Here is a 24,898-nt window from a genome sequence, read left to right on the forward strand (position 1 = left end):
ACAACGCGTCCGAGCGGCTTTTGTTCATCTAGGATTGTCGCTGCGACGGCTGCTGCGCTCTTCTGGTGGTAGAACGCAGGCTCGGTCGAAGCAGAAGAAAAAAGCCCGCGGGGGCACCGCGGGCCTTCGGATCAGGTCAGGAAAGCAGGATCACAGCTGCCCGAGCAGCGTGTCGCCGCCGGAGACCTCGACCTTGCCCGGGGCGGCTTCGAGGTTCAGCTTGGTGACCGTGCCGTCCTCGACCAGCATCGAGTAGCGCTTCGAGCGGATGCCGAGGCCGGCGCCGGAGGCGTCGAGCTCCATGCCGATCGCCTTGGTGAACTCGGCATTGCCGTCGGCCAGGAACACGGCCTCGTCGCGCTGGTCGGTGTCGCGCTTCCAGGCGTTCATGACGAAGGCGTCGTTGACCGAGACGATCGCGATGGTGTCGACGCCCTTGTCCTTCATCGCATAGGCGTTGAGGAAGATGCTGGGCAGATGCATCTTGTGGCAGGTGCCGGTGTAGGCGCCGGGCACCGCGAACAGCGCGACCTTCTTGCCCTTGAAGATGTCGTCGGTGGTTTTGACCTGCGGGCCTTCGCCGGTCATGACGCGGAATTGGGCCTGCGGCAGCTTATCGCCAACCTTTATGGTCATTCGAGTTACTCCTTCCCCTGGATGTGTCTTGGATCTGTCTGGCGCGGTGCGCGCTACACTATTCGGCAGGCCGGAAACGGCAACGGCCCGCCGCGATCACGACTCCGTCATCGCACAACGCTGCCGCCCCGCCAACGGGTCAGGCCGCCGCTGCCGGCTTCTTCTTCTCGTCGCGCAGCTCCCGGCGCAGGATCTTGCCGACATTGGTCTTCGGCAGCTCGGTCCTGAACTCGATCTGCTTCGGCACCTTGTAGTTCGTGAGCTGCTCGTGGCAGTGCTTGATGATGTCCTCGGAGGTGAGGTTGGGGTCCTTCTTCACCACGAACGCCTTGACGACCTCGCCGGTCTTCTCGTCCGGCAACCCGATCACGGCGGTCTCCAGCACGCCCGGATGGGTCGCGATGACCTCCTCGACCTCGTTCGGATAGACATTGAAGCCGGAGACCAGGATCATGTCCTTCTTGCGGTCCACGATCTTGACCGAGCCGTCCGCGGCCATGACGCCGACGTCTCCGGTGCGGAAGAAGCCGTCCGCCGTCATCACCTTGGCGGTCTCGTCGGGACGATTCCAGTAGCCGGCCATCACCTGCGGGCCCTTGGCGCAGATCTCGCCGGCCTGGCCGAGCGGCACTTCGTTGCCGTCATCGTCGCGGATCGACAGCCAGGTCGACGGCAACGGCAGGCCGATGGTGCCGGTGAACTCGGTCGAGGTCGGCACGTTGCAGGTCAGCACCGGCGCGGTCTCCGACAGGCCGTAGCCCTCGGCGATGCTGCAGCCCGTCACCTGCTTCCACTGCTCGGCGACCGGGCGCTGCACGGCCATGCCGCCGCCGTTGGAGACCTTGAGCTTGGAGAAGTCGATCTTCTTGAAGTCAGGATGATGCAGCAGGCCGTTGTAGAGCGTGTTGACGGCCGGGAAGGTGTTGACCTGATACTTCATCAGCTCCTTGATGAAGCCGGGAATGTCGCGGGGATTGGGAATCAGCAGATTGGCGCCGCCGGCGCGCACTGCGAGCAGGAAGCAGCAGGTCAGCGCGAAGATGTGGTAGAGCGGCAGCGCGCAGACGATCAGCAGCTGATCGACATGCGGCGGCCGGTCCATGACCGGCTGCAGCCAGGCATCGTTCTGCAGCACGTTGGCGACGACGTTGCGGTGGAGCAAGGTGGCGCCCTTGGAGACGCCGGTGGTGCCGCCGGTATATTGCAGGAAGGCGACGTCGTCGGGGCCGATGGTGGGCTTCTGGAAGCGCTTGCCTCGGCCGGCGGCGAGCGCATCGTTGAACGGCACGGCGCCCGGCAGCGAGAACGCCGGCACCATCTTCTTCAGGCGGCGGACGACGAGGTTGACGATCACGCCCTTGAAGCCGAGCAGGTCGCCCATGCTGGCGACGACGATGTGTTTGACCTGGGTGTGTCCCACCACCTGCTGCACGGTGTGGGCGAAATTCTCCAGCACGATGATCGCCTCGGCGCCGGAATCCTTGAGCTGGTGCTCGAGCTCGCGCGGCGTGTAGAGCGGGTTGACGTTGACGACGGCGTAGCCCGCGCGCAGCACCGCGGAGATCGCGATCGGATATTGCAGCACGTTCGGCATCATCAGTGCGACGCGCGCACCCTTCGCCAGACCCAGGCCCTGCAGATAGGCGCCCATCGCGACCGACATCTCGTCGAGCTCGCGATAGCTGATCGCCTTGTCCATGCAGATGAAGGCGCGGCGATCGGCGAATTTCTTGAAGCTCTCTTCCAGCAGGTCGACGAGCGACGGGTATTTGCCCGGATCGATATCGGCGGGAACGCCGGCCGGATAGTGCTTGAGCCAGATGCGCTCCATGACCCTTCCTCTCTGATCGTCTCTTGTTCGTATATCGGCAGCCGCCTCTCTGGGGCCGGCGGCGCCAATATCGAATTTCCGGCCGTTCAAGGCAAGCGGCCGGCGCGTCGATGAAAGGGGAGGTACAGGCAGTCCGGGCCGAGGGCCCGCGCCAGTTGCTGGCTGCGTCCGTATGCGCCGCGCGGGATCAGCCGTCCTTCGGCGCGGGCTTGCCGTCCGTCTTCGGCTTTGCGGCGGCCTTGGGCTTGGTGGGCTTGGGCGCGTCGGAGCCGGCTTTTTCCGCCGGTTTTCCGCCGGCTTCGTGCTTGGCGGCGACGTGGCGTGCCGCGCCCGGCTTGGCGTTCGACGGCTTGGCATCCGACGGCTTGGCCGCGGCCTTCGCATCCGCATCGGTCTTGGCGGCGGTCCGGGTCGCCGGCTTGGCATCCTTGCGGGCGGCGGCATGCGCCTTCTTGCCGCGGTGCCTGGCCGGGGTCTGCGCGTCGGCATCGGCGGCGACAGCTGCGATCAGTGCCGCGCCGGTGCGCGTCGGGCCGGTGTAGACCACGACCGGCTCGGACGGAGCGGGGGCCGCCGCCAGCAGTTCGGACGGCTTCATGGACGGCGCCTGCAGGCCGGCGAGCAGGGTGCCGCCGGTCGCTTCGCCGTCCGCACCGGCAACGGTGTCCTCGTCCTCGTCGCTGGCCGGCCGGTGGCGGCGGCCGTTGCACATGTCGTCGCGCAGGTTGGGCGGCGTCGCGTCGACCGGGGCCAACTGATCGACCGTGCCGAGCGGCGACTTCAGCCAGCTCAGCTGGTTGCCGTTGAAGCCGCGGTCGAGCATCTGGATCGCGCGCACGGCGCGCATCTGTCCCGAGGAGGCGCCGAGCACCACCGCGATCAGGCGCTTGCCGTTGCGGGTCGCCGACGCCACCAGATTGTAGCCCGAGGCGCAGATGAAACCGGTCTTGAAACCGTCGGCGCCGGGATAGCGCCCGATCAGCTTGTTGAAGTTCTGCACCACGCGGCGGCCGTAGCGGATCGACGGGATGTGGACGAAGTATTCGTACTCGGGAAGATCGCGGATGATGGCGCGCGCCAGGATCGCGAGATCACGCGCCGAGGTGATCTGGCCGTCGGCAGGCAGTCCGTTCGGATTGACGTAGCTGGTCTGCGTCATGCCGAGCTTGCGGGCGGTGTCGTTCATCATCGCCGAGAAGCCGTCGATGGAGCCGCCGACGCCCTCGGCGAGCACCACCGCCATGTCATTGGCGGACTTTACCAGCATCATCTTGAGCGCGTTGTCGACGGTGAGCTGCGTGCCAGGCCGGTAGCCCATCTTCGACGGCGACTGCGAAGCCGCGGTCGGCGAGACCGTGAACAGCGTGTCGAGCGTGATCCTGCCCTCCTTGACCGCCTTCAAGGTGACATAGGCGGTCATCAGCTTGGTGACTGATGCTGGGTACCAGGGATAGGTCGCGTTCTGCGCTTCCAGCACCTTGCCGGTGTCGGCTTCGACGAGCAGCAGCGCCTCGGCATGGGCCCAGCGCGGCGCGAGCACGAGAGCGGCAGCGAGAACGATGATCTTGATCGGGGAATAGCGGAACAACAGGCGAAGCGTCTGCACTGGTCAGATCCGGTCCTTTGAGACCCGCCTCGCGCGGCGAGGTGGGCAAACGGGCTTTCGGGTTTCAAGCGTGTCCGGTGCCGCTTCGGTTGCGGCAGGTCGCGAACCTATACCGGCTCGACGCTGGCGAACAGAGCCCAGCCATTCAATTCCACGATGAAAGCGTCCCGCGATCAGGCCTTGACGGTGGTGCCGTCGCTGTCCGGCGCGACAAGCGACGCGCGTGCGTTCTCCTGCACCATGAACTGGGCCTTCGCGAGTTCCGCGAAATGGCCGCCCTTGGCAACGAGTTCATCGAACGTTCCGCTTTCGATCACGCGCCCGTTCTCGAACACCAGGATTCTCGTTGCATTGCGAATCGTCGAGAGCCGGTGTGCGATCACGAAGGTCGTGCGTCCCTTCATCACCTCGTCGAGCGCCGCGTTGAGCTTGGCCTCGGTGACGGCATCGAGCGCGGAGGTCGCCTCGTCGAGAATCAGGATCGGAGGATCCTTCAGGAGGGCACGCGCGATCGAGAGCCGCTGGCGCTCGCCACCGGACAGCATGCGGCCGCGCTCGCCGGCGTTGGTATCGAAGCCCTGGTCGGCACGATCGATGAAGTCGAGCGCCTGGGCGCGCGCGGCGGCGGTGCGCAGCTCCTCGTCGGTCGCGTCCGGCTTGCCGACCAAAAGGTTCTCGCGGATCGAGCGATTGAACAGCAGCGCCTCCTGGAACACGACGCCGATGTTCCTGCGCAGTGCCGCGAGCTTCAATCCGCGGACGTCCATGCCGTCGATCCTGATGAAGCCGGATTGCGGATCGAAGGCGCGATGCAAGAGTGCAATCGCGGTCGACTTGCCGGCGCCGGTCGGTCCGACCAGCGCGATGGTCTGGCCGGGCAGCGCGGTGAAGGTGAGGTCCTCCACCGCCGGACGCTTGCCGTCATAGGAGAACGAGACGTCGTTGAATTCGACCAGGCCCGAGAGCCGGCCGACCTCGATCGCGTCGGGGCGGTCGCGCACGGCCGGCACCGCATCGAGCACGGTGAAGAACTCGGCCAGCCGCGGCGCCTCCATGAACACGTTGTTGATGAAGGACACGACCTGCTCGAGCTTCTGGATCAGCATGGTCGCGAACGACACGAACATCACGATCTCGCCCACGGACGTCAGCCCGGCCTGATGCAGGGCGATGCCCAGCGTGAAGATCGCGAGCACGGTGATGGTGGTCGAGGCACGCGTGATGACCGTCACCAGCGCCCACCAGCCGAGCACCGGCATCTGCACCGACAGCAATTGTCCGGCCACGGTGCGCAGGCCCTGCACCTCGGCATCGATGCGCACGAAGCTCTGCACCAGCGCGACGTTGCCGAGCGCGTCGGAGGCACGCGCCGACAGGTCGCTGTAATGCTCCTCGACCTCGCTCTGCATGCCGTAGGTCTTGCGCACGACCAGGGTCGTCAGCACGGTGAACACCACGCACAGCACGAACAAGAGGATCGCGAGCCGCCAGTTCAGATAGAGCGACAGCGGCAGCAGCACCAGCACCGACATGATCGCGGCGAAGTGCTCGCGGAAGAACGACAGCCACAGCTTCCACAGCGCGTCGGTGCCGTTGATCATCACCTTCATCAGCCGGCCGGAATGGGTGCCGGAATGGAACGTCAGCGGTAGCTGCAAGATGTGCTCGAAATAGCTCGTCAGCACCGCATGGCGCTGCCGGTGCGCCAGCCGGTCGGCCTGCAGCGCGACCCAGGCGCTGGCCAGTATCGTGAACAGCCCGAATCCGGCCCAGGCCGCGAGCAGCGGCCAGGCGGTGCTGGTCGAGGCGTTGCCCGAGAGCGAGTCGACAATGCGTCCGAACAGCACCGGCTCGGCGAACTGCGCCACCGCCAGCGCCAGGTTGGCGATCGCGAGAAACCAGCCGAGCCGCGCCTCCTTTCCGAGCAGATGGAGCACGCGGGCATAGATGCGGAGCAGGGACATGGGCGGGGCGCTTCGTGTCGGCAGTTGGAATCAGCGCTGGGCGCGCGGCGCCATGTTAGCAAGGGAACGGCCGCCGCGGCGAGCGCTCAGTTGACCAGCCGGCTGTCGGCGGGCGGCAGGAAGCTGTCGTCGAAGATGTCGGCGGGTTGCGGACGCTTGTGGTGGAATTTGCCGTCCTCGGCGAGTTGGTCGAGGGCCCGCTCGAACCGGGCGGGATCGATGCCGCCGATGCCATCGCGTCGGACGTCCGGCGTCAGCACGTTGTCGACGAGCACGCTCTGCAGCCGCTGCAGCTCGAGCTCGCGGGAGCCGTCATTCATCCGGCCCACCACGTCGGCGATCGCGCCGGCAGGGTCCTTGATGGCAAGCTGGAGGCCCGACGTCAGCGCGCGCAGGAAGCCCTTCACGGCAGCCGGCTGCTTGGCCGCAAAGCCGGGATTGACGATCACCGCATGGCCATAGGCCTCGCAGCCATAATCAGCGAAGCGCAGCACCGCGAGATCGGCGGCGGGCACGCCGCGGTCGCGCAGATTGATCGCCGAGAGATACGAGAAGCCGCTGACGGCATCGACCTGGCCGGCCGACAGGATCGGCTCGCGCACGGCCGCGCCGACGCGCGACAGCTTGATGGTCTCGGGCCTGAGATGGTTGTGCCTCACGACCGCCGGCCACAGCCGGATCGAGAGGTCGCCCTCGGCGACGCCGAGCGTTTTGCCTTCGATGTCGCCGAGCCCGTTGATGCCGCGACTCCTGCGCGCGATGATCGCGTAAGGCGCCCTGTTGAACAGCACGAACACGGCCTTGACCGGCTGGCTGTTCGACGCGTCGCGATAGCGGATCAGCTCGTTGATGTCGGCGAGCGCCATGTCGGCCTCGCCGGAAGCGACCCGCGCGATCGCATCGGGAGAGCCCTTGGCCGTGGTGATGGTGACCGTCACGCTTTCGGTGGCAAACAGCCCGCGGCTGGCGGCGAGGACCAGGGGCGCCATGCTGCCATCGAGCGGCCGATCCAGCGCGAACATGACGGCGACCGGACGTTTCGGCTCCTCCGCCGCAGCTTCCTGTCGCGACAGGCATGAGGGCACGACGACGACGGCGAGGAACGCCAAAGCAAGCAGGGTGAGGGATCGTCGCATGCGCATCATGTCACGCCGGTATTCGCAGGCCGTACCGGTCTTGTCACGCCGGTATTCTAATCAGTTCGCCGGCCGTCGCGGGATCGAGCCGCGGGATCGTCATGTCAATTTCGTGACAACGTCGCTTTCTCGCTGCCCGCTCGGGGCCGGCGGTGCCTGATCATGTCGGATCGAATGTGAATGGTCCATGAGCAAGGCCTGCGGCGATTTGCGGCTTCGACTCCGGGTTTCGCGAGGGGAACTGTGGGCGCAGTTCGCGAGTTGATACGCGAGATTGGATCGTACGGAGAAAACATATGATCGCACAGCGCGGAAGTTTTTCCCGCTTTGGCCGTGCTACCGTCCTGGCGACGGTGGCCGCGGTGACTTTGACGGCCGTGCAGCCGACACTCGCCTTTGCCGGCTCCGCGCCGGCCGAGAAGGGCGTCGTCGCCAAGACGGCCAATGATGGCGGCCTGACCGATGTCAGCGCGCGCCGGCGCCACTATCGCGGCAATGGCGGTGCGGCGGCTGCGGCTGCCTTTGCCGGCATCGTCGGCACCGGCCTCGCCATCGCGGCGGCGCAGAACCGCCGTTCCTACTACGAGGACAATTATTACTATGGCCGGCCGGCCTATTACGGCTACGGGCCGCGCTATCAGTATTACGGCGGCGGCCCCTATTACGGTGGCGGCTATCATCATCACCCGCATTGGTGATGTGAGATCGGATGAGACGATCCGCCGGCCCCGTGCCGGCGGATTTTTTCTTGCCTGCTGCGAACGTTAATATGCGGGCCATCGATTTTAACTAGTGTGGCGAGATGACTGATTCGATCGATCGGCTCTATCGCGCTGTCCTGGCGGCCAGGGATCTCGACCCCGCGCGATCGCGCACGGCCAAGCTGATGCAGCAGGGCACGGCCAAGATGGCCAAGAAGCTCGCCGAAGAGGCGATCGAGGTCGCGATCGATGCCGTCGGCGGCGACGCCCAGGCCGTGGTGCGCGAAAGCGCCGACCTGATCTACAATCTGGCCGTGCTGTGGGCCGAGCTCGATGTCCAGCCCGAGGACGTCTGGCGCGAGATGGAACGGCGCGAGCTGATGCTCGGCATCGCCGAGAAGCTGCCGAAATCGCCCGCGAAGGTCGCCAAGGCCGCGCCCGGACGGGTGGCGGGGCGACCGATCGTCGCGGCCGACCGGACGATCCGCAAGCGGCACTAGTGTGGCGGTCCGATTCGGACCGGCATATGGGCCATGGACAAATCCTGCCCGGTTTGCTTCATCGCCACCATGCTCAGACGGATCTACGACTGGTGTATCGACGCCGCCCACAAGCCGCATGCCATGTGGATCATGGCCGCGGTCGCCTTCGCTGAAAGCTCGTTCTTTCCGGTGCCGCCGGATGTGATGCTGATCCCGATGTCGCTGGCGAAGCCGCAGCGGGCCTGGCTGTTCGCCGGCGTCTGCACCGCGGCCTCGGTGGCGGGCGGCCTGGTCGGTTATGCCATCGGCGCGCTGCTCTACGACTCCCTCGGCCATTGGCTGATCCAGCTCTACGGCCTCGGCGACAAGGTCGAGGCGTTCCGGGCGTCCTATGCCGAGTGGGGCGCCGTCATCATCCTGCTCAAGGGATTGACGCCGATCCCCTACAAGCTGGTCACGATCACGTCGGGCTTCGCCGGCTATAATCTGTTTCTGTTCATCGTCTGCTCGATCATCGCGCGCGGCGGCCGCTTCTTCATCGCCGCGATATTGCTCAACCGCTATGGCGAATGGATCAGGGTGCGCATCGAGAGGCATCTCGGCCTGTGGGTGGCGATCGGCGCGGCCGTGCTGGTGGCCGGCTTCGTCATCGCCGTGAAGCTGATCTGATGCGGCCGCTGCGCCCGGGGCGGGGGGCGGGGGCGGCGCTGCTCGTCGTCGTCTCGGTGCTCTCTGCCGCCGCGGCATGGGCGCAAACGACGCCTTCCTTGGGGCTGCGAGAAGCGCCGCAACAGCCACCGCAGCAGGCGCCTGCCGTCCAGCCTGCGCCGCCCTCCAATCCGGGTCTGGTGGAGGAGCTTGGCAAGCTGTTCGAGAAGATGTCGATCATTCCGCTGAAACCTTCGGGTGATGCCCGCGCCGAGCCGCCGGCGGCCGGCAGCGATCCCACCGGCGCTGCCGCGGATCAGCCCGCCGCGACACCGGTGCAGCCCACTGGCCCGGTCGCGCCGAAGGGCGGCGCCGACACCAAAGACGTGCTGAAGGAGACCGGCGAGACCTTGTCGCGCCTCGCCAAGCCCTCGAGCATGATCACCGGGCGCTCGGTCTGCCCGATTGCCACCAACGGCACACCGGATTGCAAGCTCGGCGCCGACCGGCTGTGCCAGGGCAAGGGCTACAAGGACGGCAAGAGCCTCAACACCGACTCGGCGGAGACCTGCTCGGCCAGGGTGCTGATCCCGGGCCGGCAGCGCAAGCCGGGCGACTGCCGCACAGATACCTTCGTCACCTCGGCGCTCTGCCAATGACGCCTGCATGCCAGCGCCTCAACGCAAGACCGTGATCGGGCTTTTCCGGTCCCTCTGCGGGCGAATTGCCATCACGGCTTGATGTCGGGCATGCTCGCGATCACGAGCGTCTCCGCATTTCACAACGAGGAATTCCCATCCATGTCCATGCCCGCCTTGTTCAAGGGCCGCCTGTCGATCCCGGTGATCGGCTCGCCGCTGTTCATCATCTCCGTGCCCGACCTGGTGATCGCGCAGTGCAAGGCCGGCGTGGTCGGTTCGTTTCCGGCGCTGAACGCGCGCCCGGCGGCGCTGCTCGACGAATGGCTGGCGCGTATCACCGAGGAGCTTGCGGCCTACGATCGTGCACATCCCGAGCGTCCGTCGGCGCCGTTCGCGGTCAACCAGATCGTGCACCGCTCGAACAACCGGCTCGAGCAGGATCTCGCGCTGTGCGAGAAGTACAAGGTGCCGATGATGATCACCTCGCTCGGCGCGCGCGAGGAGCTGAACCAGGCGGCGCATGGCTGGGGCGGCATCGTCTTCCACGACGTCATCAATCAGTTCTTCGCCCACAAGGCGATCGAGAAGGGCGCCGACGGCCTGATCCTGGTCGCGGCCGGTGCCGGTGGCCATGCCGGCACGATCTCGCCGTTCGCCTTCGTGGCGGAGACCCGGAGCTGGTTCGACGGCCCCATCGCGCTGTCCGGCGCGATCGCGAACGGCCGCGCCATCCGCGCCGCGCGCGTCCTCGGCGCCGACTTCGCCTATATCGGCTCGGCCTTCATCGCCACCAAGGAGGCGAACGCGGTCGAAAGCTACAAGGACATGATCACCAAGTCCGGCGCCGACGACATCGTCTATTCGAACCTGTTCACCGGCGTGCACGGCAACTACCTGAAGCCGTCGATCGTCGCCGCCGGCCTCGATCCGGACAACCTCCCGACCTCCGATCCGTCGAAGATGAGCTTCGGCACCGATGCCTCGGGCGAGCGCGCCAAGCCGAAGGCCTGGAAGGAGATCTGGGGATCGGGGCAGGGCATCGGCGCCATCAAGGACGTGCTGCCCGCCGCCGAGCTGATCGCACGCTTCAAGAAGGAATATGACGAAGCGATCGATCCGCCGCTCTGAGCGGCTTCGCGCCGGACAGAAGAAAAGCGCGGCAGCCAGGGCTGTCGCGCTTTTTTTTGTCGAGGCCGCAACAGAGCGGGCGAGCTACTCCAGCTCGATCGCCTGGAACTTGCCGCGCTCGTCCAGCGCGGTGCCCCAGATCTTGTGCGAGGCCTGGTGTTCGGCGCGGCCGAAGCCGAGCTTGGCGCCGAGACCGAGATCGATGTCACGCATGTTCTCCAGCGTATCGATCAGCGCCTCGGTGTCGAGCTGCGGGCCAACCCGGCGCAGCGCCTGGATCAGCACGTTGGCCGAGACGTAGCCTTCGAACGACACGTAGGACGGTGCCTCGCCCGGGAAGTACTTCTCCAGTGCGCTCTTGTATTCGAGCACGGCGCTCGAATAGCCGCCGACGGCCGGCACCACCTGGGTGACGATCACGCCGCTGGCATAGCGCGGGCCGAGCAGCATCAGCTCGTCGGAGAGCTCGGTCGAACCCACGAAGGAGACGTTGGTGTAGATCATGTGCGGGAACAGATCGCGCGTCTTCTCGATGAACTTCGCGGCGGCGCGATAGGTTGCGACCATGACGATCGCCTTGGGCGGGTTCTTCAACGCCCTCAGCTGGTTGACCGCGTCGTCGACGTCGACCGTGTTGCGCTTGTAGTTGAGGCGCAAGATGGACGTGTCGGCAAGGCCGAGCGTGCGGAAGGCCTTGGCCACACCGGAGAAGCCTGCATCACCATAGGCGTCCTGCTGCGCGAACACGGCAATGTCCTTGGCCGGCAGGCGGCGCAGCTTGACGAGGTAGCGCACGACGGTGTCGGTCTCTTCCGCGTAGCTGGCGCGATAGTTGAATACGTAGCGATCCGGCGGATCGTTGCGCAGCAGGTTGGCGCCGGTGAACGCGCCGTAGAACAGCACGCGACGCTGCAGGGCGTAGGGCATCGCCACGGCAGAAGTTGGGGTGCCGACGTTGCCGACGAAGCCGAACACCTTGTCCTTCTCGTAGAGCTGCTTCATCGCGTCCAGCGTCCGCGACGGCTCGTAGCCGTCGTCGGCCGAATAGAGCCGCAGCGAGCGCCCGGCGATGCCGCCGGCGTCGTTGGCGCGGTTGAAGGCGGCCTCGATGCCCATCTTCATCTGGCGGCCGAGCTCCTTGGCAGCGCCGGAGAACGGAGCGGCGATGCCGAAGCGGATCTCGTTGGCGGTGACGCCCTGGACGTTGGTCGTGGACGCCGGCGGCAGCGTCGCGGTCGGTGCCGTCGCGGCGACAGCCGCGGACGGGGCGATCACCCCGGCGAGGCTGGTGGCGGTCTGGCTCGGCGCGCTTTGCCCGAGCGAGCGCTCGAGCTCGGCGAGCTGGCGGCCCGCGGAGTTACAGTCGGTCTGAGCCGCCCCGACGCGGTTGCGTCCATCGGCGACGTAGCCGTTGAAGACGCGGGTGAGCTCGTCACGATCCGAGCCGCCGGTGGAGGCCTCCCGGATCACCTCGCGAAACTTGTCGACAATGGCCTGAACGCGGCCCTGGTCGATCGCCTGACAGGCGGATGCTGCTCCCACGATCGGCCCGACCCGGCTCGCAAGATTACGCACCACATCCGCATTGGTGCCCGCCGCGCTGGCGGGCGTTGCGAGCAATGCCGCAACCAAGAACACGCTACAACGAAAGTTCATTGCCACTATCCCACTTTGGACCCCATCCAGGTCTTCCGCCTGGTGAATTGACGCCGTGTCTGCGACGGAGAAGACATAAGACCGTCACCATGCACAGACCAGCCTTTCCTAAGAGCATGACCATTTCGGTAACCCGACACGCCTTTTTCCGATCATACTTTAGGACCTGCTAACGAAACGTCTTCACCAGTTCTTCCCCTTCGAAGCTAATTCTACTCAAGTTCGATTGCCTGATACGTGCCGGTTTCGTCGAGTGCGGTGCCCCAGATCTTGTGCGAGGCCTGGTGCTCCGCGCGTCCAAATGCGAGCGTCGTGCCGAGGCCGAGATCGAGGCTGCGCATCGATTCGAGCGTGTCGATCAGCCGCTCGGTGTCGAGCGGATTGGTCTGCTTCAGCGCCTGGATCAAAATCGTCGCCGAGATATAGCCTTCGAGTGACGTGTAGTCCGGTGCCTCGCCGGGCGCGTATTTGGCCAGGGCGTTCTTGTAGTCGAGCACGAGGCTTGAGTAGCCCGAAACCGCCGGCACGCCCTGCGTCACGATGACGCCGTTGGTGAAGCGCGGGCCGAGCAGCTTGAGCTCCGTCGCGAGCGAGGTCGAGCCGACGGCGGACACGTTGGCGTAGATCAGGCCCGGCACCGCGTCGCGCGTCTTCTCGATGAACTTCGCAGCGGCGCGATCGGTCGCGACCATGATGATCGCCTTGAGTCCCGGCTTGTGCGCCTTGACCTGATTGACCGCCTCTTCCACGTCCATCGTCGCGCGCGGATAGTTGATGCGCGTCACGGTATCGCCGATGTTCAACTGTCGGTAGGCCTTCGCGACACCGGTGTAACCGTCGTCGCCGAATGGGTCCTGCTGGGTGAACACGGCGATCTGCTTGGGCGAGACGCGCTTCATCCTGATCAGGTAGCGCACCAGCGCGGCAGTCTCCTCGGCGTAGCTCGCCCGATAGTTGAAGACGTAGCGATCCGGCGGATCGCGTCGCACCACGGCTGCGCCGGTGTTCGGCGCGAAGAACAGCGTGCGCCGCTCCAGCGCATAGGGGATCGCCACCTGCGAGTTGGCGGTGCCGACGTTGCCGATGAAGCCGAACACCTGCTCCTTGTCGTAGAGCTGCGTCATCGCCGCCAGCGTGCGGTTCGGATCGTAGCCGTCGTCCGCCGCCACGAGACGGAGCATGCGCCCGTTGACGCCGCCGGCATCGTTGGTGCGTGCGAACGCGGCCTCGATGCCCTGGCGCATCTGACGCCCGGTCTCCTTGCGGATGCCGGAGAACGGCAGGACCATGCCGAAGCGGATCTCGCGGTCGGTGATGCCGCGCACGGGGCCGGCGGTGACGGCGCCGGTCGTCGTTTCGGCCTTGACCGGTGTGATCGGGGCCGTCGCCGCAGCCGGCTCGCCGAGCGAGCGTTCGAGCTCCGTCAGTTGCCGCTCCGCGGCCGCGCAGGTCGCCTGCGAGGCGCCCGTACGACTACGGCCCTCGGCGATGTAGCCATTGAAGCTGCGGGTCAGCTGATCGCGCTCGCCGTCATTCCTCGTCGCCTGGCGGATGGCTTCGCGGAATTTGTCGACCATGCCCTGGACGCGGCCCTGCGCGATGTCCGGGCAGGCGGAGGCCTGTCCCACGATCGGCCCAACCCGGCTGCCGAGCTCCCTGACGACGTCGGGAGCCGCCGCCAGAGCGGGGCTGAAGGGAGCTGCGAAAACACTCCCGATGATCAACGTGGACCAACGCACGGCCATCGAACCTTCCACCTGCTCAGCCTGTTTCAAACCCTCTTCGTTCTACTATTCGTGGCATTTCGAATTAATGTCGGGTTTCTCTGTCGCTCTTTTGTCGTGGTAGTCGAGGCCGTCGCGCCTCCAGCGGTATCCTATTCAAGTTCGACGGGTTGGTAGGTGCCGCTGTTGTCAAGCGCCGTGCCCCAGATCTTGTGCGAAGCCTGGTGTTCGGCGCGGCCGAAGCCGAGCTGCGTGCCGAGGCCGAGATCGACGTTGCGCATGTTCTCGAGCGTCTCGACCAGTTGCTCGGTATCGAAGTTCGGACCGGCGCGCTTCAGTCCCTCGATCAGGATGCTCGCCGCGATGTAGCCCTCGAGCGAGGTGTAGTCGGCCGGCTCGCCCGGGGCATATTTCGCAAGTGCGGTCTTGTATTCGAGCACCAGGCTCGAATAGCCGGAGACGCCGGGCACGGTCTGGCTGACGATCACGCCCTCGGCGTAGCGCGGTCCGAGCAGCATCAGCTCGCTGGCGAGCGCCGAGCCGGCAACCGCCGAGATGTTGGCGAAGATGACGCCCGGAAATACGCCCTGGGCCTTCTCGATGAACTTGGCGGCGGCACGCGTCGTTGCCAGCATCACCACCGCCTTGACCGGGGTCTTCAGCAGCTTCAGCTGATTGATGGCGTCGTCGACCTCGACCGTGTTGCGCGGATAGTTGACCCGCACGATCGAATTGTCGCTCACCCCGAGCGTCCGGAATGCCTTTGCCACGCCGGCGAAGCCCGCGTCGCCGAAGGCGTCGTTCTGCGCGAACACGACGATCTGGCGCGGATGCAGCCTTCGCATCTTCACGAGATAATGGACCAGCGCGTCGGTCTCCTCGGCATAGCTCGGCCGGTAGTTGAAGACGTAGCGGTCGGGCGGATCGTGGCGCACGACGTTGGCGCCGGTATAGGGCGCGAAGAACAGCGTGCGGCGCTCGAGCGCGTAGGGGATGGCGACCGCGGCGGTGGCCGAGCCGAAATTGCAGATATAGCCGAACACCTGCTCCTTCTCGTAGAGCTGCTTCATCGCATCCAGCGTGCGCGCGGGATCGTAGCCGTCATCGGCGGTGACGAGCTTGAGCATGCGGCCGTTGACGCCGCCGGCCTCGTTGGCGCGATTGAACGCCGTCTCGACGCCGATCTTGAGCAGTCGCCCGCTCTCCTTCACCGGTCCGCTGTAGGGAATGACCATGCCGAGCTTGATCTCGCTCTGCGTCACCCCGCGCACGTTGCCGGCCGGCGGCAGCAGTTGCGCCGGGACGGTCGCGGCCTGCGCCGTCGCAGGTCCGATGCTCACGGCAGGCAGGTTCGCGCGCGCCGGAGGCGGCGCTGCGATGGATCGTTCGAGATCGGCAAGCTGCCGGTCGGCGCCGCCGCAATCCATCCGGCCTGACGTGACAAGGCTGCGGCCTTCGGCCACATAGCGGTCGAGCAGGCGCGTCAGCTCGTCACGGTCGGCCTCGCTGGACGCGGCCTCGCGGATGACGAGCTGGAATTTCTCGATGATGGCCTGGATGCGCGGCCGGGCGATGTCGCGGCACGCGAGTGCTGCGCCAATGATCGGGCCGACGCGGCTGCCGAGCTGGCGCGCCACGCTCACACTCTCGCCGGGCGCGGCAACGGCCTCGCCGGCCACGAGGGACGCGAGCAGGATGGCTGCCACACGGGCGTGAGCCAGCGGACGGCGTGCTGCCGCTTTCTGCGGTAGGACGTCGATCATCGTCGCCTGTGAAGTGTTGGAAGCTGGATCAGTCGTAGAGGGTTAGCGAACCCGCTCCATCTGACCCGTCTTCTGGTTCCACTGCATGAACTGCTGCAGCATGGGCTTTTCGGGATTGTCGGAATCTGCCGCGGGCTCCGGAGCGTCCGCGAGCAGCGACTTGAACTGCGACAGCGCCGGGGCGGCCTGAGCCTCGACCCGCTCCGGCAGCGCGCTGGTCTGATCCGCCTTGGCGTCCTGCACGTCGGCGGCGACCGGCGGCAGCGTCTTCATCGACTGCACGGCGGCGACGAAGGACGAACTCGCGTCGGGCTGGCGCCACACCGGCACGATGTTGACGAAGAACAGCGCGACGACGGCGGCGACGCCGGTTGCGGCGGCGAAGCGGCCGGCCACCTTGAACACGACCGAGCGGCGGTCGCGCTCGCGCTCCAGATCCGGCGGCTCGCGCATGACCTGGGGATTCAGCGATTGGCGAAGGGATTCGAACACGGCGGTCTCCAGGCGAGCATCGAGCGGTCCTTGCTGTCCCGAAGCGGGACGCTCGGCCGCCTCCGCTGCCTTGGCATTGTCACCGACGAGAGATAGACGCGCGGCTTCCGGACGTTCGCGCAGCCACCGCGGTGCATAGTGCAGCGGGTCCTGCGGGTTCATCGGATTCTGTTCACTCAACGAACTCATACGCTACTCCTCTGACGCTCGATTCCGGTAAACTGATACGCTTCTGCCACGGTCGTATGAGAGCTAGTTTCAAACGAAGAGCGGGAGCGGTTCTGCCACTTCAGATCACACGGAATCATTTGCAGAATCAGACGTTTCGCGTCGATCAGCGATCGCACGCCAGCAGTCCCTTCCTGCAAGGCGCCGTGGCACGTTTGCCGTGCCTTGGGCGCCTCTATCGATCCCATGCCCCGCCCCCTGACGAGTGTCAATCGATCGGAACTTCCTAAAGCCGTCGGTTCCGAATTATATGTACGTTAAAGTTATCATCATGATGTGATTAAAATGAGGCATGACAGGTCTTGACGCAGATGCTCATGAATTGCGTCTCATTGATGCCAATATTGCGCCTTGATTCGATCATCATCGAACTATGTCGGGCGGGCCGCTGTCGATTTTTGAGCGGCTTAGCGTCGATTTAACCATCCGTTAACCATCTGGCGCCGACAGTTAACCAATCACTAAGAAGGGTTGGGTCGGATGGTCATGAGTGCCAGCGCTGAAACGGTGCGTCCTGTTATTCGTCTGCGCGGGCGCTCCTACGTCGCCTTCGTGTTTTCGCCGGTTGTGCCGATTGCCGATTGGCTGGCTGAGCTCGATGCAACGCTCGCGGGCTCGCCCGGCTTCTTCGTCGGCAAGCCGATCGTGCTCGATCTCTCGGCGCTGGATCTGAGCCCGCTCGCCATCACCCATCTCATCAAGAGCATCGAGTCGCGCAACATCCGCGTGCTCGGCCTCGAAGGCGTCGAGCAGGGGCGGCTGTCGCTCGGCATGCCGCCCTTGTTGTCCGGCGGCCGTCACTGCGCCGTGCAGGAGATCGAGCCGGAGAAGCCACAGCTGCAGCAGCCGACCTCGCTGCTGCTCGACCAGCCCGTACGCTCGGGCCAGTCGATCGTGTTTCCCGATGGCGACGTCACCGTGCTCGGCGCGGTGTCGTCGGGCGCCGAGATCGTCGCCGGCGGCTCGATCCACGTCTACGGCGCGCTGCGTGGCCGCGCGATGGCCGGTATCAACGGCAACGCGGCGGCGCGCATCTACTGCCAGAAGATCGAGGCCGAGCTGGTCGCGATCGACGGCTACTACCAGACCGCCGAGCAGATCGACGCCGCGTTGCGCGGCCGGGCCGTGCAGGCGCGGCTCGAAGGTCATTCCATGAAGATCGTTGCATTGAACTGAGTAGCAGGAGGATTCGTGACATGTCGAAAGTACTCGTAGTGACGTCGGGCAAGGGTGGCGTCGGCAAGACCACCACGACGGCGGCGATGGGCGCGGCGCTGGCGCAGGCCGGCGAGAAGGTCGTCGTCGTCGATTTCGACGTCGGCCTGCGCAACCTCGACCTGGTGATGGGCGCGGAGCGCCGCGTCGTGTTCGATCTCATCAACGTGGTGCATGGCGTCGCCAAGCTGCCGCAGGCCCTGATCCGCGACAAGCGGCTGGAGAATCTGTGGCTGCTGCCGGCCTCGCAGACCAAGGACAAGGACGCGCTGACCGAGGACGGCGTCGGCCGCGTCATCACCGAGCTGCGCAAGACATTCGACTGGGTGATCTGCGACAGCCCGGCCGGCATCGAGCGCGGCGCGATGCTCGCGATGCGCTATGCCGACGAGGCGCTCATCGTCACCAATCCGGAAGTATCGTCGGTGCGCGATTCCGACCGCATCATCGGCATGCTCGATTCCAAGACCGTGCGCGCCGAGAACGGCGAGCGCGTCGAGAAGCACATCCTCATCACCCGCTACGATGCGGGCCGTGCCGCGCGCGGCGAGATGCTGTCGATCGACGACGTGCTGGAGATCCTGGCGACGCCGCTGCTCGGCATCGTGCCGGAGAGCCAGGACGTGCTGCGCGCCTCCAATGTCGGCTGCCCGGTGACGCTCAACAGCCCGGCCAGCGCGCCGGCGCGCGCCTATCACGATGCAATGCGCCGCCTGCTCGGCGAGGAGGTCGAGATGCAGATCCCGACCGAGCGCAAGGGCCTGATGAACCTGCTCCTGGGACGGAGGGCTGCATGAGTGTGCTGCGGCTCTTTACGGGGCGTGCGGCCTCCGCGCCCGTCGCGCGGGAGCGGCTGCAGATCCTGCTCGCGCATGAGCGCAGCCTGCGCGGCCAGCCCGATCTCCTGATGCAGCTGCGCGAGGAAATCCTCGCCGTGGTTTCGCGCCATGTGGTACTTGATCCGGACAAGGTCATCGTTCGCATGGACCGGGGAAAGCATGTCTCGACGCTCGAGGTCGACATCGAACTGCCCAATGGCGCCGACCGCGCCTTTGCCAGCGCCGGCTGAGACGTGGCGAGGCGCGCGCTGATGCGGCCGATCTTCCGCATCGCGGACAATCGGGTCGCCGTCAGCTCCGATGCTGCGGGACCATGGGATCCGACCATGCAACATGGGTCTGCGCCATCGGCGCTGGCCGTGTGGGCGGCCGAGCGCATTCCCACGAAGTCGCCGATGCGCATCGCCCGCGTCACCATCGACCTGATGCGCCCGGTGCCGCTCGCAGAGCTCCTCATCGAGACCGAGGTGCTGCGCGAGGGGCGCAAGATCCAGCTCTGCGCCGTGCGCTTGCGCGCCGGCGACACGGTGGTCGTCACGGCGACGGTGCTCAAGATCAGGCAGGATGCGGTGCCGCTGCCGGACGATGTCGGCGAGCTGCCGGTCGATCTGGTCGGCCCCGACGAGGCGCTGCCGGAGCCGGCTGATTTCTCGACCAGCCCCTTCGTGCGCGGCATGACGCTCCGCGCCGCGCGCGGCCGCTTCGGCGTCAAGGGACCGGGCGCGATCTGGTACCGCGTCGACTGGCCGCTCGTCGACGGCCATGCCGTATCGCAGGCGATGCGCGCCGTGGTCGCGAGCGACTTCTGCAACGGCACCTCGGCCGCGCTCGACTTCCACAGCTACACGTTCCTCAATGCCGACCTCACCGTGAACATGGCCCGCGAGCCGGTCGGCGACTGGATTCTGCTCGACGCCGAAAGCTGGATCGGCCCGGACGGCGCCGGGCTGGCGATGGCGCGATTGGGTGATGCGAGAGGCTATTTCGGCCGCGTGGTGCAGAGCCTGGTGATCGAGAAGCGGTGAGGGGGCGGTCCGCCGTCCGTATCTCGTTCATAGCGGGTTGGTGAACTGATCACCGCACCAGTGCTGCTTCGCTTCCAACGGCGCGCCGCGGCGAGGTGTCATGAGGTTGCGCCGGTGATCGGCGGTTGCTTGCTTCGTTACGGGTGAACCAATCAACCCTGCGCCAAGCTCCGCTGCGCCCGCTCGCGGGGGAGAGGGGGCGCCACGCACACCGCCGCTGGAGCGGCCCCCTCCCTAGCCCTCCCCCGCAAGCGGGAGAGGGAACGCACTGCCGTTGTTGCGACTGAACGAGTCCGACCACGAATGATCTCGCTCTCACGCTGCGCGCACCGTGCCGAGGAAGCGCCCGACCTCCAGCTTCAGCCGGTTGCTATCCTGCGACAGCGACTGCGCCGCCGACAGCACCTGGGACGAGGCCGAGCCGGTTTCGCTGGCGCCATGCTGCACCTCGGTGATGTTGGACGACACTTCGTGCGTGCCCTGTGCCGCCTGCTGGATGTTGCGCGAGATCTCCTGCGTCGCTGCGCCCTGCTCCTCGACCGCCGCGGCGATGGTCGAGGAAATCTCGGACAGCCGTTCGATGGTGCCGCTGATCTCCCTGATGGCGCCGACCGACTCCTGGGTCGCCGCCTGGATGCCGGAGATCTGCTGGCCGATCTCGCCGGTCGCCTTGGCGGTCTGCTCGGCCAGCGCCTTGACCTCGGAGGCGACCACCGCGAAGCCGCGGCCGGCTTCGCCGGCGCGCGCCGCCTCGATGGTGGCATTGAGCGCGAGCAGGTTGGTCTGCCCGGCAATGGTGTTGATCAGCTCGACGACGTCGCCGATGCGCGCTGCGGCCTTGGACAACTCGCCGACGCGGTCGTTGGTCTTGCGCGCCTGGTCGACGGCCTCGTTGGCCATCCGCGCGGATTCCTGCACCTGCCGGCTGATCTCGGTGACCGACGAGCTCAGCTCCTCCGTGGCGGATGCGACCGACTGCACGTTGGCGGTCGCCTGCTCGGATGCGGCCGCGACGGTGGTGGTGCGCTGCTGTGTGCGCTCGGCGGTCGAGGTCAGCGTCGTGGCCGACGCTTCGAGCTCGGTCGAGGCCGAGGAGACCGTGTTGATGATCTCTCCGACCGCGCTCTCGAAGCTGTTGGCCAGGTCATGCATGTCGCGCTTGCGCCGCTCGACGGCGAGCTTCTCGGCCTCCGCCTGCTCGGCGCGCAGTTTCTCGGTCTCGATGGCGTTGTTCTTGAACACCAGCACGGCGCCCGCCATGTTGCCGATCTCGTCCTTGCGGTCGGTGCCGGGAATCGGCGCCGCCATGTCGCCGCCGGCGAGCCGGCGCATCGCCTCCGTCATCGCCGTGATCGGGCGCGACACGCCGGCCACGATCAGGTAGCCCATCGCGATGCACAGCAGCGCCGCCAGTGCGATCACACCCAGAATCCAGGCGCGCGAGGACAGATAGACCGCGGCGCCCTTGTCGGCTTCCTTCTTGCCCTGCTCGACGTTCCAGGCGAGGTCCTGTTCCAGCGCCTTGCGGGCCAGCACGAAGTCGTCGCGCAGCTTGCCCATGAAGAACGCGGTTGCGGCGTCGACCTGGTTCTTGCGTGACAGTTCGAGCAACTGCTTGCTGTCGTCGAGATAGGCGGTCCACGGCGTCTTGAACGCAGCCACCAGCGCCTTCTCCTCCGACGTCGTCACCGTCGGCTCGTAGAGGCGCCAGGCCTTGTCGAACAGCTCGAGGCTTTCGGCGATCTGCCGTTCCTGGATTGCCTTTTCGTCGGCCGTGGTCGCCAGCAGGAACTGACCCTGCCGGGCACGATATTGCTCGATCGATTTGGAGATGGTTCCGAGCCATCCGGTCGCCGGCAGCCAGTTGTCGCGCACTTCCGCAGCCGAGCCGTTCACGCTACCGAGACGATCGATCGAGAAGCCGCCGAGCCCCATCGCCGTGATCAGCACGATGCCGAACGCCAGCAGGACCTTGTTGCGAATGGACAGGTTGGAAAACGACGGCATCTGCGACTCCGGCTTCGATAGGTCCAGGGATTGGGTGCAGCCGGCTCGAAGAGAGCGCGTTGCTGCAAATCGGCGCGACGAGCGCTCGTCGGTGAGGCGTCATGGTCCGCGCGTGCGGCTGATTTGGCCGGGGAGTTATAAAGATTGCTCTAAACTTGAGCAGACCAGGATAGCCGTATAAATACGGCGCGCTGCGAACTACACGCAGATGGAACTACGCGCAGCTGAACGGAACAAGCGTCATGGCGAAATCAACGAAGGCTGAAGGTGCCGGCGAGGGGAGCCAGTCTCCGTCGGAACTGATCGACGTCCGGATCAAGCAACTCGGTGACTGGCGCGGCGTCACGCTCGGCCATGTGCGTGATCTCATCAGACAGGCCGATCCCGATATCGTCGAAGAATGGAAGTGGCGCGGCGTTCCCGTGTGGTCGCATGGCGGCATCGTTTGCACCGGCGAAACCTACAAGGCGGCTGTGAAGCTCACCTTCCTCAAGGGAGCTTCGGTGCCTGACCCTTCCGGCCTCTTCAACGCCAGCCTCGACGGCAACACCCGCCGCGCCATCGACCTTCACGAAGGCGACGTGATCGACGAGGCGGCGTTCATGGCGCTGATCCGCGCCGCGGTTGCGCTGAATGGGACGAAGCGGAGCGGTCGGAAAGCGTAGCAGGGTCGGCGCAGCAGCGGACGGCAATCCTCACGCGTCGCTGCCCGCCCGGGCTCGCGAGCCAACGGGCCGCTGCGCATGCGCGGCGCGATGACAGGCTTAGCGAAGCACTCCCGTTGCAGGAAACGGTCGAGCACCTGACGAACTCGCTGGAGTTGCGCCGCGCAGCGAAACCGGCTATTCAGCGCCACCCCAACTTCAACGCAGGAGGCGACGATGTCCAGACTCGCACGCTTCCCGGGCTCGCTGCGCGATCATTGACGCGGCCACCGGGATGATTGTCCCGGATATGATCTGACTCTTTCACAACTCATCGAAAAGCCCGCGGCCCTCCTGGCCTGCGCTTGAACACGTGTGTCATGACATCTCATCCTCTGCTGACTCCCCGCCGGGAGCCGGTGCGTTCTTCGTTGTGTGAACGTCGGCTGCGGCGCTATGCGTCTCGTTTCCAGTCCCGCGTCGCTGCGCTGGCGCAGCGCCATCCGCATCTCGCCGACCTCGCGCTGAGCTTTCCGGCGCTGTTGTTCGCGGTGGCGGTGCCGCGCAAACAGGTTGACCCGGAGTCGGCGATTGCTCGCGTGATCGCGGGACGCTCGCTTGCCGAGGCGGCCGCCGCGGCGGGCTTGCCAATGTGGCTGCGCAAGCTGCCGCCGGAGGCGTTCGTTTGTCCGATCCCGCGGCTGCCGGATGGCGATCTGTTCCGCAGGCAGATCGGCAATCACTTGCCGCGCTCGCCGAAGCTGATGCCGATATGGCTGCAACTCGTCTCGGAGATGGCGACCATCGCCCATGAGGCCGCCGCCGTCTGGATCGCGCGGGAGTACATCCGTGCGCCGAAGGCCGTGAACAGCGACCGCGTGCATCTGCTCGCCCTGTGGATCTGGTTCTCTGGCCAGCCCGGCCGTCTCGCCCACGATCTCATCGACCGGCCGTGGACGCCGGACATGGGGCTCGATGCCGCAATCACTGCCGCATCCAATTGGCGCGGTCGGATCTCGCTGCATCTCAATCTCGGTCAATTGCCGATCAGCGACATGTGGCTCGATCCCGGCCGGGTCGGGGACTATGAGTTCAGGCCGCTCGACAAGATTCCGGATCTGGTCGACGAAGCGGCCGCCATGCGCAATTGTGTCCGCACCTACGGCGCTGACATCGTCCACAACCGCTCGCGGCTGTGGAGCGTCCGTCACCGGGGTGAACGCGTCGCGACGCTGGAGGTCGGCCGCCACTGGCGCGATCCTTTGCTGAACATCGTCCAGCTCAAGGGGGCCGGAAACGCGGCCGCGTCGCACGACCTGTGGTGGATCGCGCGACGCTGGCTGCATCTGCACGATCTCTCACAGATCAAGCCGGCCAGGATGAAGTGGGGCCAGGCGCCGCTCGACCACGTCACTTGGCGCGCGCTGTGGCGGCCCTATTGGCTTGCAAAAAGCCGGATTCCCGACTGGCTGCCGCTCGCGCCTTCGCGCGACGCGTTCGGTGCGCTGTGATGAAGCCGCGCGTCGGCGCGGCCGCGCTGGACCCGACGAACGACTCGGGCAGTATCCCGGCCATCGCGCAGAGCGGGGCCATGAACCGACGGAGGTGATTTGCCCGACGAGCGGACTCTCTCACATTCACCGTGGTTCGAGGGCCGCCCCGCGCAGCGGAAACCGCGTGCGCCGAATGTGAAATTCGGCAACGCCTTCAAGCCGATTTGGCCTGTCCAGATCCTCGACGAAAAATATTCGACTTTGCATTATCAGAAATATCTGTTTTCCTCTTCTCATCCCGCCTCACTGACGAGGGGCGCTTCGCGAACGTCACGACGCGTTGGGGTGGGAGGCGGTGGCCGCGACGGGCGCAGCGTGCTCCAAGCATGCCGACGTACGTCTCGTCGCGGACGGTGAAGTCGCAGGGTCCTGGCCTCCCGACGCTGAGGTCAAGTTTCGTGAGATCGCCCAGGGGCATCTTGCGGGACGACGGTGGCAAACAAGCCCGGTCGCCGGGGAGACTGCGTATAATCCGTCAACCCATCGCGCAGGGAAGGCCGGGTCGATCCGGCCGAACCTGTGGTTCTGCCGCGTGCTTTTTGCTGCACGCGGACCGCAGGCCTCGGTCGAGGCCTGGCCTTCCCTGCACCCTCCGTCTGATGGAGGGGAGGACGTCAGCAAGACTCGGACGCCGATGCGCCGCGAGATGGCGATGTCATGTTTGCAGATCGTGCAACAGACGTTCAGGTCGATTTGAGCGGCGCATATCGGTCGAGGGTGACCTATTGGATTCCGGCGCCTCGGGCCACGCAAATAGTGTCGTCCCCGCGAACGCGGGGACCCATAACCACAGGACGTTGTATGAGGCTCGCCTGCCGCGACATCCGCGCTCACCACGCCCTCCTGTGGTTATGGATCCCGGGTCGCGCTTCGCTTGCCCGGGACGACAGCGGAGTGCGGCGGCTGCGAGCAGGGCTAACCAGACATTCGCGCCGTCGTTTCGTCTGGTCTCGATCAATGAATGGTTCGCCGTCATTGC

21 protein-coding genes are annotated in these 24,898 nt (G+C 66.0%); 11 read left to right on the plus strand and 10 right to left on the minus strand.

Going from position 1 to position 24,898, the window contains the following annotated elements; genetic code table 11:
• Window positions 1-150: 150 nt before the first annotated feature.
• The 5 genes from ACQR1H_RS21760 to ACQR1H_RS21780 form a co-directional block, all read right to left on the minus strand.
• Window positions 151-636: a peroxiredoxin gene (locus ACQR1H_RS21760; RefSeq protein ID WP_315804617.1), complete on the minus strand. Its 486-nt coding sequence runs from the start codon at window positions 634-636 to the stop codon at window positions 151-153.
• Window positions 637-775: 139 nt separating this feature from the next.
• Entirely contained in the window at window positions 776-2,467 is a 1,692-nt protein-coding gene (locus ACQR1H_RS21765; RefSeq protein WP_434874317.1) for a long-chain fatty acid--CoA ligase, read from the minus strand.
• 187 nt (window positions 2,468-2,654) lie between these two features.
• The gene (locus tag ACQR1H_RS21770; RefSeq protein WP_316218044.1) at window positions 2,655-4,073 is read right to left on the minus strand and encodes a serine hydrolase; all 1,419 of its coding nucleotides are present in this window, start codon (window positions 4,071-4,073) and stop codon (window positions 2,655-2,657) included.
• A gap of 173 nt (window positions 4,074-4,246) precedes the next feature.
• Window positions 4,247-6,037: a glucan ABC transporter ATP-binding protein/ permease gene (locus ACQR1H_RS21775; RefSeq protein ID WP_315804614.1), complete on the minus strand. Its 1,791-nt coding sequence runs from the start codon at window positions 6,035-6,037 to the stop codon at window positions 4,247-4,249.
• 86 nt (window positions 6,038-6,123) lie between these two features.
• Complete coding sequence (locus ACQR1H_RS21780) at window positions 6,124-7,179, minus strand: ABC transporter substrate-binding protein (RefSeq protein WP_434887593.1); 1,056 nt, start codon at window positions 7,177-7,179, stop codon at window positions 6,124-6,126.
• 290 nt (window positions 7,180-7,469) lie between these two features.
• Between ACQR1H_RS21780 and ACQR1H_RS21785 the strand changes: the two genes are divergently transcribed.
• The 5 genes from ACQR1H_RS21785 (at window position 7,470) to ACQR1H_RS21805 (ending at window position 10,773) form a co-directional block, all read left to right on the plus strand.
• On the plus strand, window positions 7,470-7,871 hold the full coding sequence (locus tag ACQR1H_RS21785) for a hypothetical protein (RefSeq protein ID WP_316181108.1): 402 nt from the start codon (window positions 7,470-7,472) through the stop codon (window positions 7,869-7,871).
• A gap of 104 nt (window positions 7,872-7,975) precedes the next feature.
• A complete protein-coding gene (gene hisE / locus ACQR1H_RS21790) occupies window positions 7,976-8,374 on the plus strand; it encodes a phosphoribosyl-ATP diphosphatase (protein WP_316181109.1) in 399 nt (132 codons plus the stop codon).
• Window positions 8,375-8,443: 69 nt separating this feature from the next.
• Window positions 8,444-9,025 (plus strand): YqaA family protein, encoded by a 582-nt coding sequence (locus tag ACQR1H_RS21795; RefSeq protein ID WP_316181277.1) that lies wholly within the window; start codon window positions 8,444-8,446, stop codon window positions 9,023-9,025.
• A complete protein-coding gene (locus ACQR1H_RS21800; RefSeq protein WP_316181111.1) occupies window positions 9,025-9,663 on the plus strand; it encodes a hypothetical protein in 639 nt (212 codons plus the stop codon). The genes ACQR1H_RS21795 and ACQR1H_RS21800 overlap by 1 nt, the downstream gene beginning before the upstream one ends.
• A 141-nt stretch (window positions 9,664-9,804) precedes the next feature.
• Entirely contained in the window at window positions 9,805-10,773 is a 969-nt protein-coding gene (locus tag ACQR1H_RS21805) for an NAD(P)H-dependent flavin oxidoreductase (protein ID WP_434881753.1), read from the plus strand.
• 84 nt (window positions 10,774-10,857) lie between these two features.
• Here ACQR1H_RS21805 and ACQR1H_RS21810 read toward each other — a convergent pair whose 3' ends face one another.
• From ACQR1H_RS21810 to ACQR1H_RS21825, 4 genes are all read right to left on the minus strand, one after another.
• A complete protein-coding gene (locus tag ACQR1H_RS21810; RefSeq protein ID WP_316181115.1) occupies window positions 10,858-12,429 on the minus strand; it encodes an ABC transporter substrate-binding protein in 1,572 nt (523 codons plus the stop codon).
• A 212-nt stretch (window positions 12,430-12,641) separates the two neighbouring features.
• Window positions 12,642-14,174 (minus strand): ABC transporter substrate-binding protein, encoded by a 1,533-nt coding sequence (locus tag ACQR1H_RS21815; protein ID WP_434881752.1) that lies wholly within the window; start codon window positions 14,172-14,174, stop codon window positions 12,642-12,644.
• Window positions 14,175-14,305: 131 nt separating this feature from the next.
• Entirely contained in the window at window positions 14,306-15,916 is a 1,611-nt protein-coding gene (locus ACQR1H_RS21820) for an ABC transporter substrate-binding protein (protein ID WP_434838044.1), read from the minus strand.
• A 42-nt stretch (window positions 15,917-15,958) separates the two neighbouring features.
• A complete protein-coding gene (locus tag ACQR1H_RS21825; protein WP_315804605.1) occupies window positions 15,959-16,597 on the minus strand; it encodes a hypothetical protein in 639 nt (212 codons plus the stop codon).
• Window positions 16,598-17,116: 519 nt separating this feature from the next.
• On the opposite strand from ACQR1H_RS21825, the gene minC reads away from it, so the two are divergent.
• The 4 genes from minC to ACQR1H_RS21845 are packed head-to-tail and all read left to right on the plus strand — an operon-like array spanning window position 17,117 to window position 19,715.
• Entirely contained in the window at window positions 17,117-17,812 is a 696-nt protein-coding gene (gene minC, locus ACQR1H_RS21830) for a septum site-determining protein MinC (RefSeq protein ID WP_316181120.1), read from the plus strand.
• Between the two features lie 20 nt (window positions 17,813-17,832).
• A complete protein-coding gene (gene minD, locus ACQR1H_RS21835; RefSeq protein ID WP_315804603.1) occupies window positions 17,833-18,648 on the plus strand; it encodes a septum site-determining protein MinD in 816 nt (271 codons plus the stop codon).
• Entirely contained in the window at window positions 18,645-18,920 is a 276-nt protein-coding gene (gene minE / locus ACQR1H_RS21840) for a cell division topological specificity factor MinE (RefSeq protein WP_315716282.1), read from the plus strand. Before minD ends, minE begins: the two co-directional genes overlap by 4 nt.
• A 21-nt stretch (window positions 18,921-18,941) precedes the next feature.
• The gene (locus tag ACQR1H_RS21845; RefSeq protein WP_434847123.1) at window positions 18,942-19,715 is read left to right on the plus strand and encodes a thioesterase family protein; all 774 of its coding nucleotides are present in this window, start codon (window positions 18,942-18,944) and stop codon (window positions 19,713-19,715) included.
• 315 nt (window positions 19,716-20,030) lie between these two features.
• Here ACQR1H_RS21845 and ACQR1H_RS21850 read toward each other — a convergent pair whose 3' ends face one another.
• Complete coding sequence (locus tag ACQR1H_RS21850) at window positions 20,031-21,722, minus strand: methyl-accepting chemotaxis protein (RefSeq protein WP_316218035.1); 1,692 nt, start codon at window positions 21,720-21,722, stop codon at window positions 20,031-20,033.
• Between the two features lie 242 nt (window positions 21,723-21,964).
• On the opposite strand from ACQR1H_RS21850, the gene ACQR1H_RS21855 reads away from it, so the two are divergent.
• Together ACQR1H_RS21855 and ACQR1H_RS21860 are read left to right on the plus strand one after the other, a co-directional pair.
• Window positions 21,965-22,387 (plus strand): DUF1801 domain-containing protein, encoded by a 423-nt coding sequence (locus ACQR1H_RS21855; protein ID WP_315804600.1) that lies wholly within the window; start codon window positions 21,965-21,967, stop codon window positions 22,385-22,387.
• A gap of 410 nt (window positions 22,388-22,797) precedes the next feature.
• Window positions 22,798-23,877, plus strand: coding sequence for a hypothetical protein (locus ACQR1H_RS21860; RefSeq protein ID WP_434908171.1), 1,080 nt, complete (start codon window positions 22,798-22,800; stop codon window positions 23,875-23,877).
• Window positions 23,878-24,898: the final 1,021 nt, after the last annotated feature.

It is taken from the genome of Bradyrhizobium sp. HKCCYLRH2015 (assembly GCF_051168215.1).
Classification (GTDB): Bacteria; Pseudomonadota; Alphaproteobacteria; order Rhizobiales; family Xanthobacteraceae; genus Bradyrhizobium.

Coding starts and splice junctions, on each gene's coding strand:
- ACQR1H_RS21760 (WP_315804617.1), bottom strand. CDS start 636: ATGACCATAAAGGTTGGCGATAAGCTGCCGCAGGCCCAATTCCGCGTC.
- ACQR1H_RS21765 (WP_434874317.1), bottom strand. CDS start 2,467: ATGGAGCGCATCTGGCTCAAGCACTATCCGGCCGGCGTTCCCGCCGAT.
- ACQR1H_RS21775 (WP_315804614.1), bottom strand. CDS start 6,037: ATGTCCCTGCTCCGCATCTATGCCCGCGTGCTCCATCTGCTCGGAAAG.
- ACQR1H_RS21780 (WP_434887593.1), bottom strand. CDS start 7,179: ATGCGCATGCGACGATCCCTCACCCTGCTTGCTTTGGCGTTCCTCGCC.
- ACQR1H_RS21785 (WP_316181108.1), top strand. CDS start 7,470: ATGATCGCACAGCGCGGAAGTTTTTCCCGCTTTGGCCGTGCTACCGTC.
- hisE (WP_316181109.1), top strand. CDS start 7,976: ATGACTGATTCGATCGATCGGCTCTATCGCGCTGTCCTGGCGGCCAGG.
- ACQR1H_RS21795 (WP_316181277.1), top strand. CDS start 8,444: ATGCTCAGACGGATCTACGACTGGTGTATCGACGCCGCCCACAAGCCG.
- ACQR1H_RS21800 (WP_316181111.1), top strand. CDS start 9,025: ATGCGGCCGCTGCGCCCGGGGCGGGGGGCGGGGGCGGCGCTGCTCGTC.
- ACQR1H_RS21805 (WP_434881753.1), top strand. CDS start 9,805: ATGTCCATGCCCGCCTTGTTCAAGGGCCGCCTGTCGATCCCGGTGATC.
- ACQR1H_RS21810 (WP_316181115.1), bottom strand. CDS start 12,429: ATGAACTTTCGTTGTAGCGTGTTCTTGGTTGCGGCATTGCTCGCAACG.
- ACQR1H_RS21815 (WP_434881752.1), bottom strand. CDS start 14,174: ATGGCCGTGCGTTGGTCCACGTTGATCATCGGGAGTGTTTTCGCAGCT.
- ACQR1H_RS21820 (WP_434838044.1), bottom strand. CDS start 15,916: ATGATCGACGTCCTACCGCAGAAAGCGGCAGCACGCCGTCCGCTGGCT.
- ACQR1H_RS21825 (WP_315804605.1), bottom strand. CDS start 16,597: ATGAGTTCGTTGAGTGAACAGAATCCGATGAACCCGCAGGACCCGCTG.
- minC (WP_316181120.1), top strand. CDS start 17,117: ATGGTCATGAGTGCCAGCGCTGAAACGGTGCGTCCTGTTATTCGTCTG.
- minD (WP_315804603.1), top strand. CDS start 17,833: ATGTCGAAAGTACTCGTAGTGACGTCGGGCAAGGGTGGCGTCGGCAAG.
- minE (WP_315716282.1), top strand. CDS start 18,645: ATGAGTGTGCTGCGGCTCTTTACGGGGCGTGCGGCCTCCGCGCCCGTC.
- ACQR1H_RS21845 (WP_434847123.1), top strand. CDS start 18,942: ATGCGGCCGATCTTCCGCATCGCGGACAATCGGGTCGCCGTCAGCTCC.
- ACQR1H_RS21850 (WP_316218035.1), bottom strand. CDS start 21,722: ATGCCGTCGTTTTCCAACCTGTCCATTCGCAACAAGGTCCTGCTGGCG.
- ACQR1H_RS21855 (WP_315804600.1), top strand. CDS start 21,965: ATGGCGAAATCAACGAAGGCTGAAGGTGCCGGCGAGGGGAGCCAGTCT.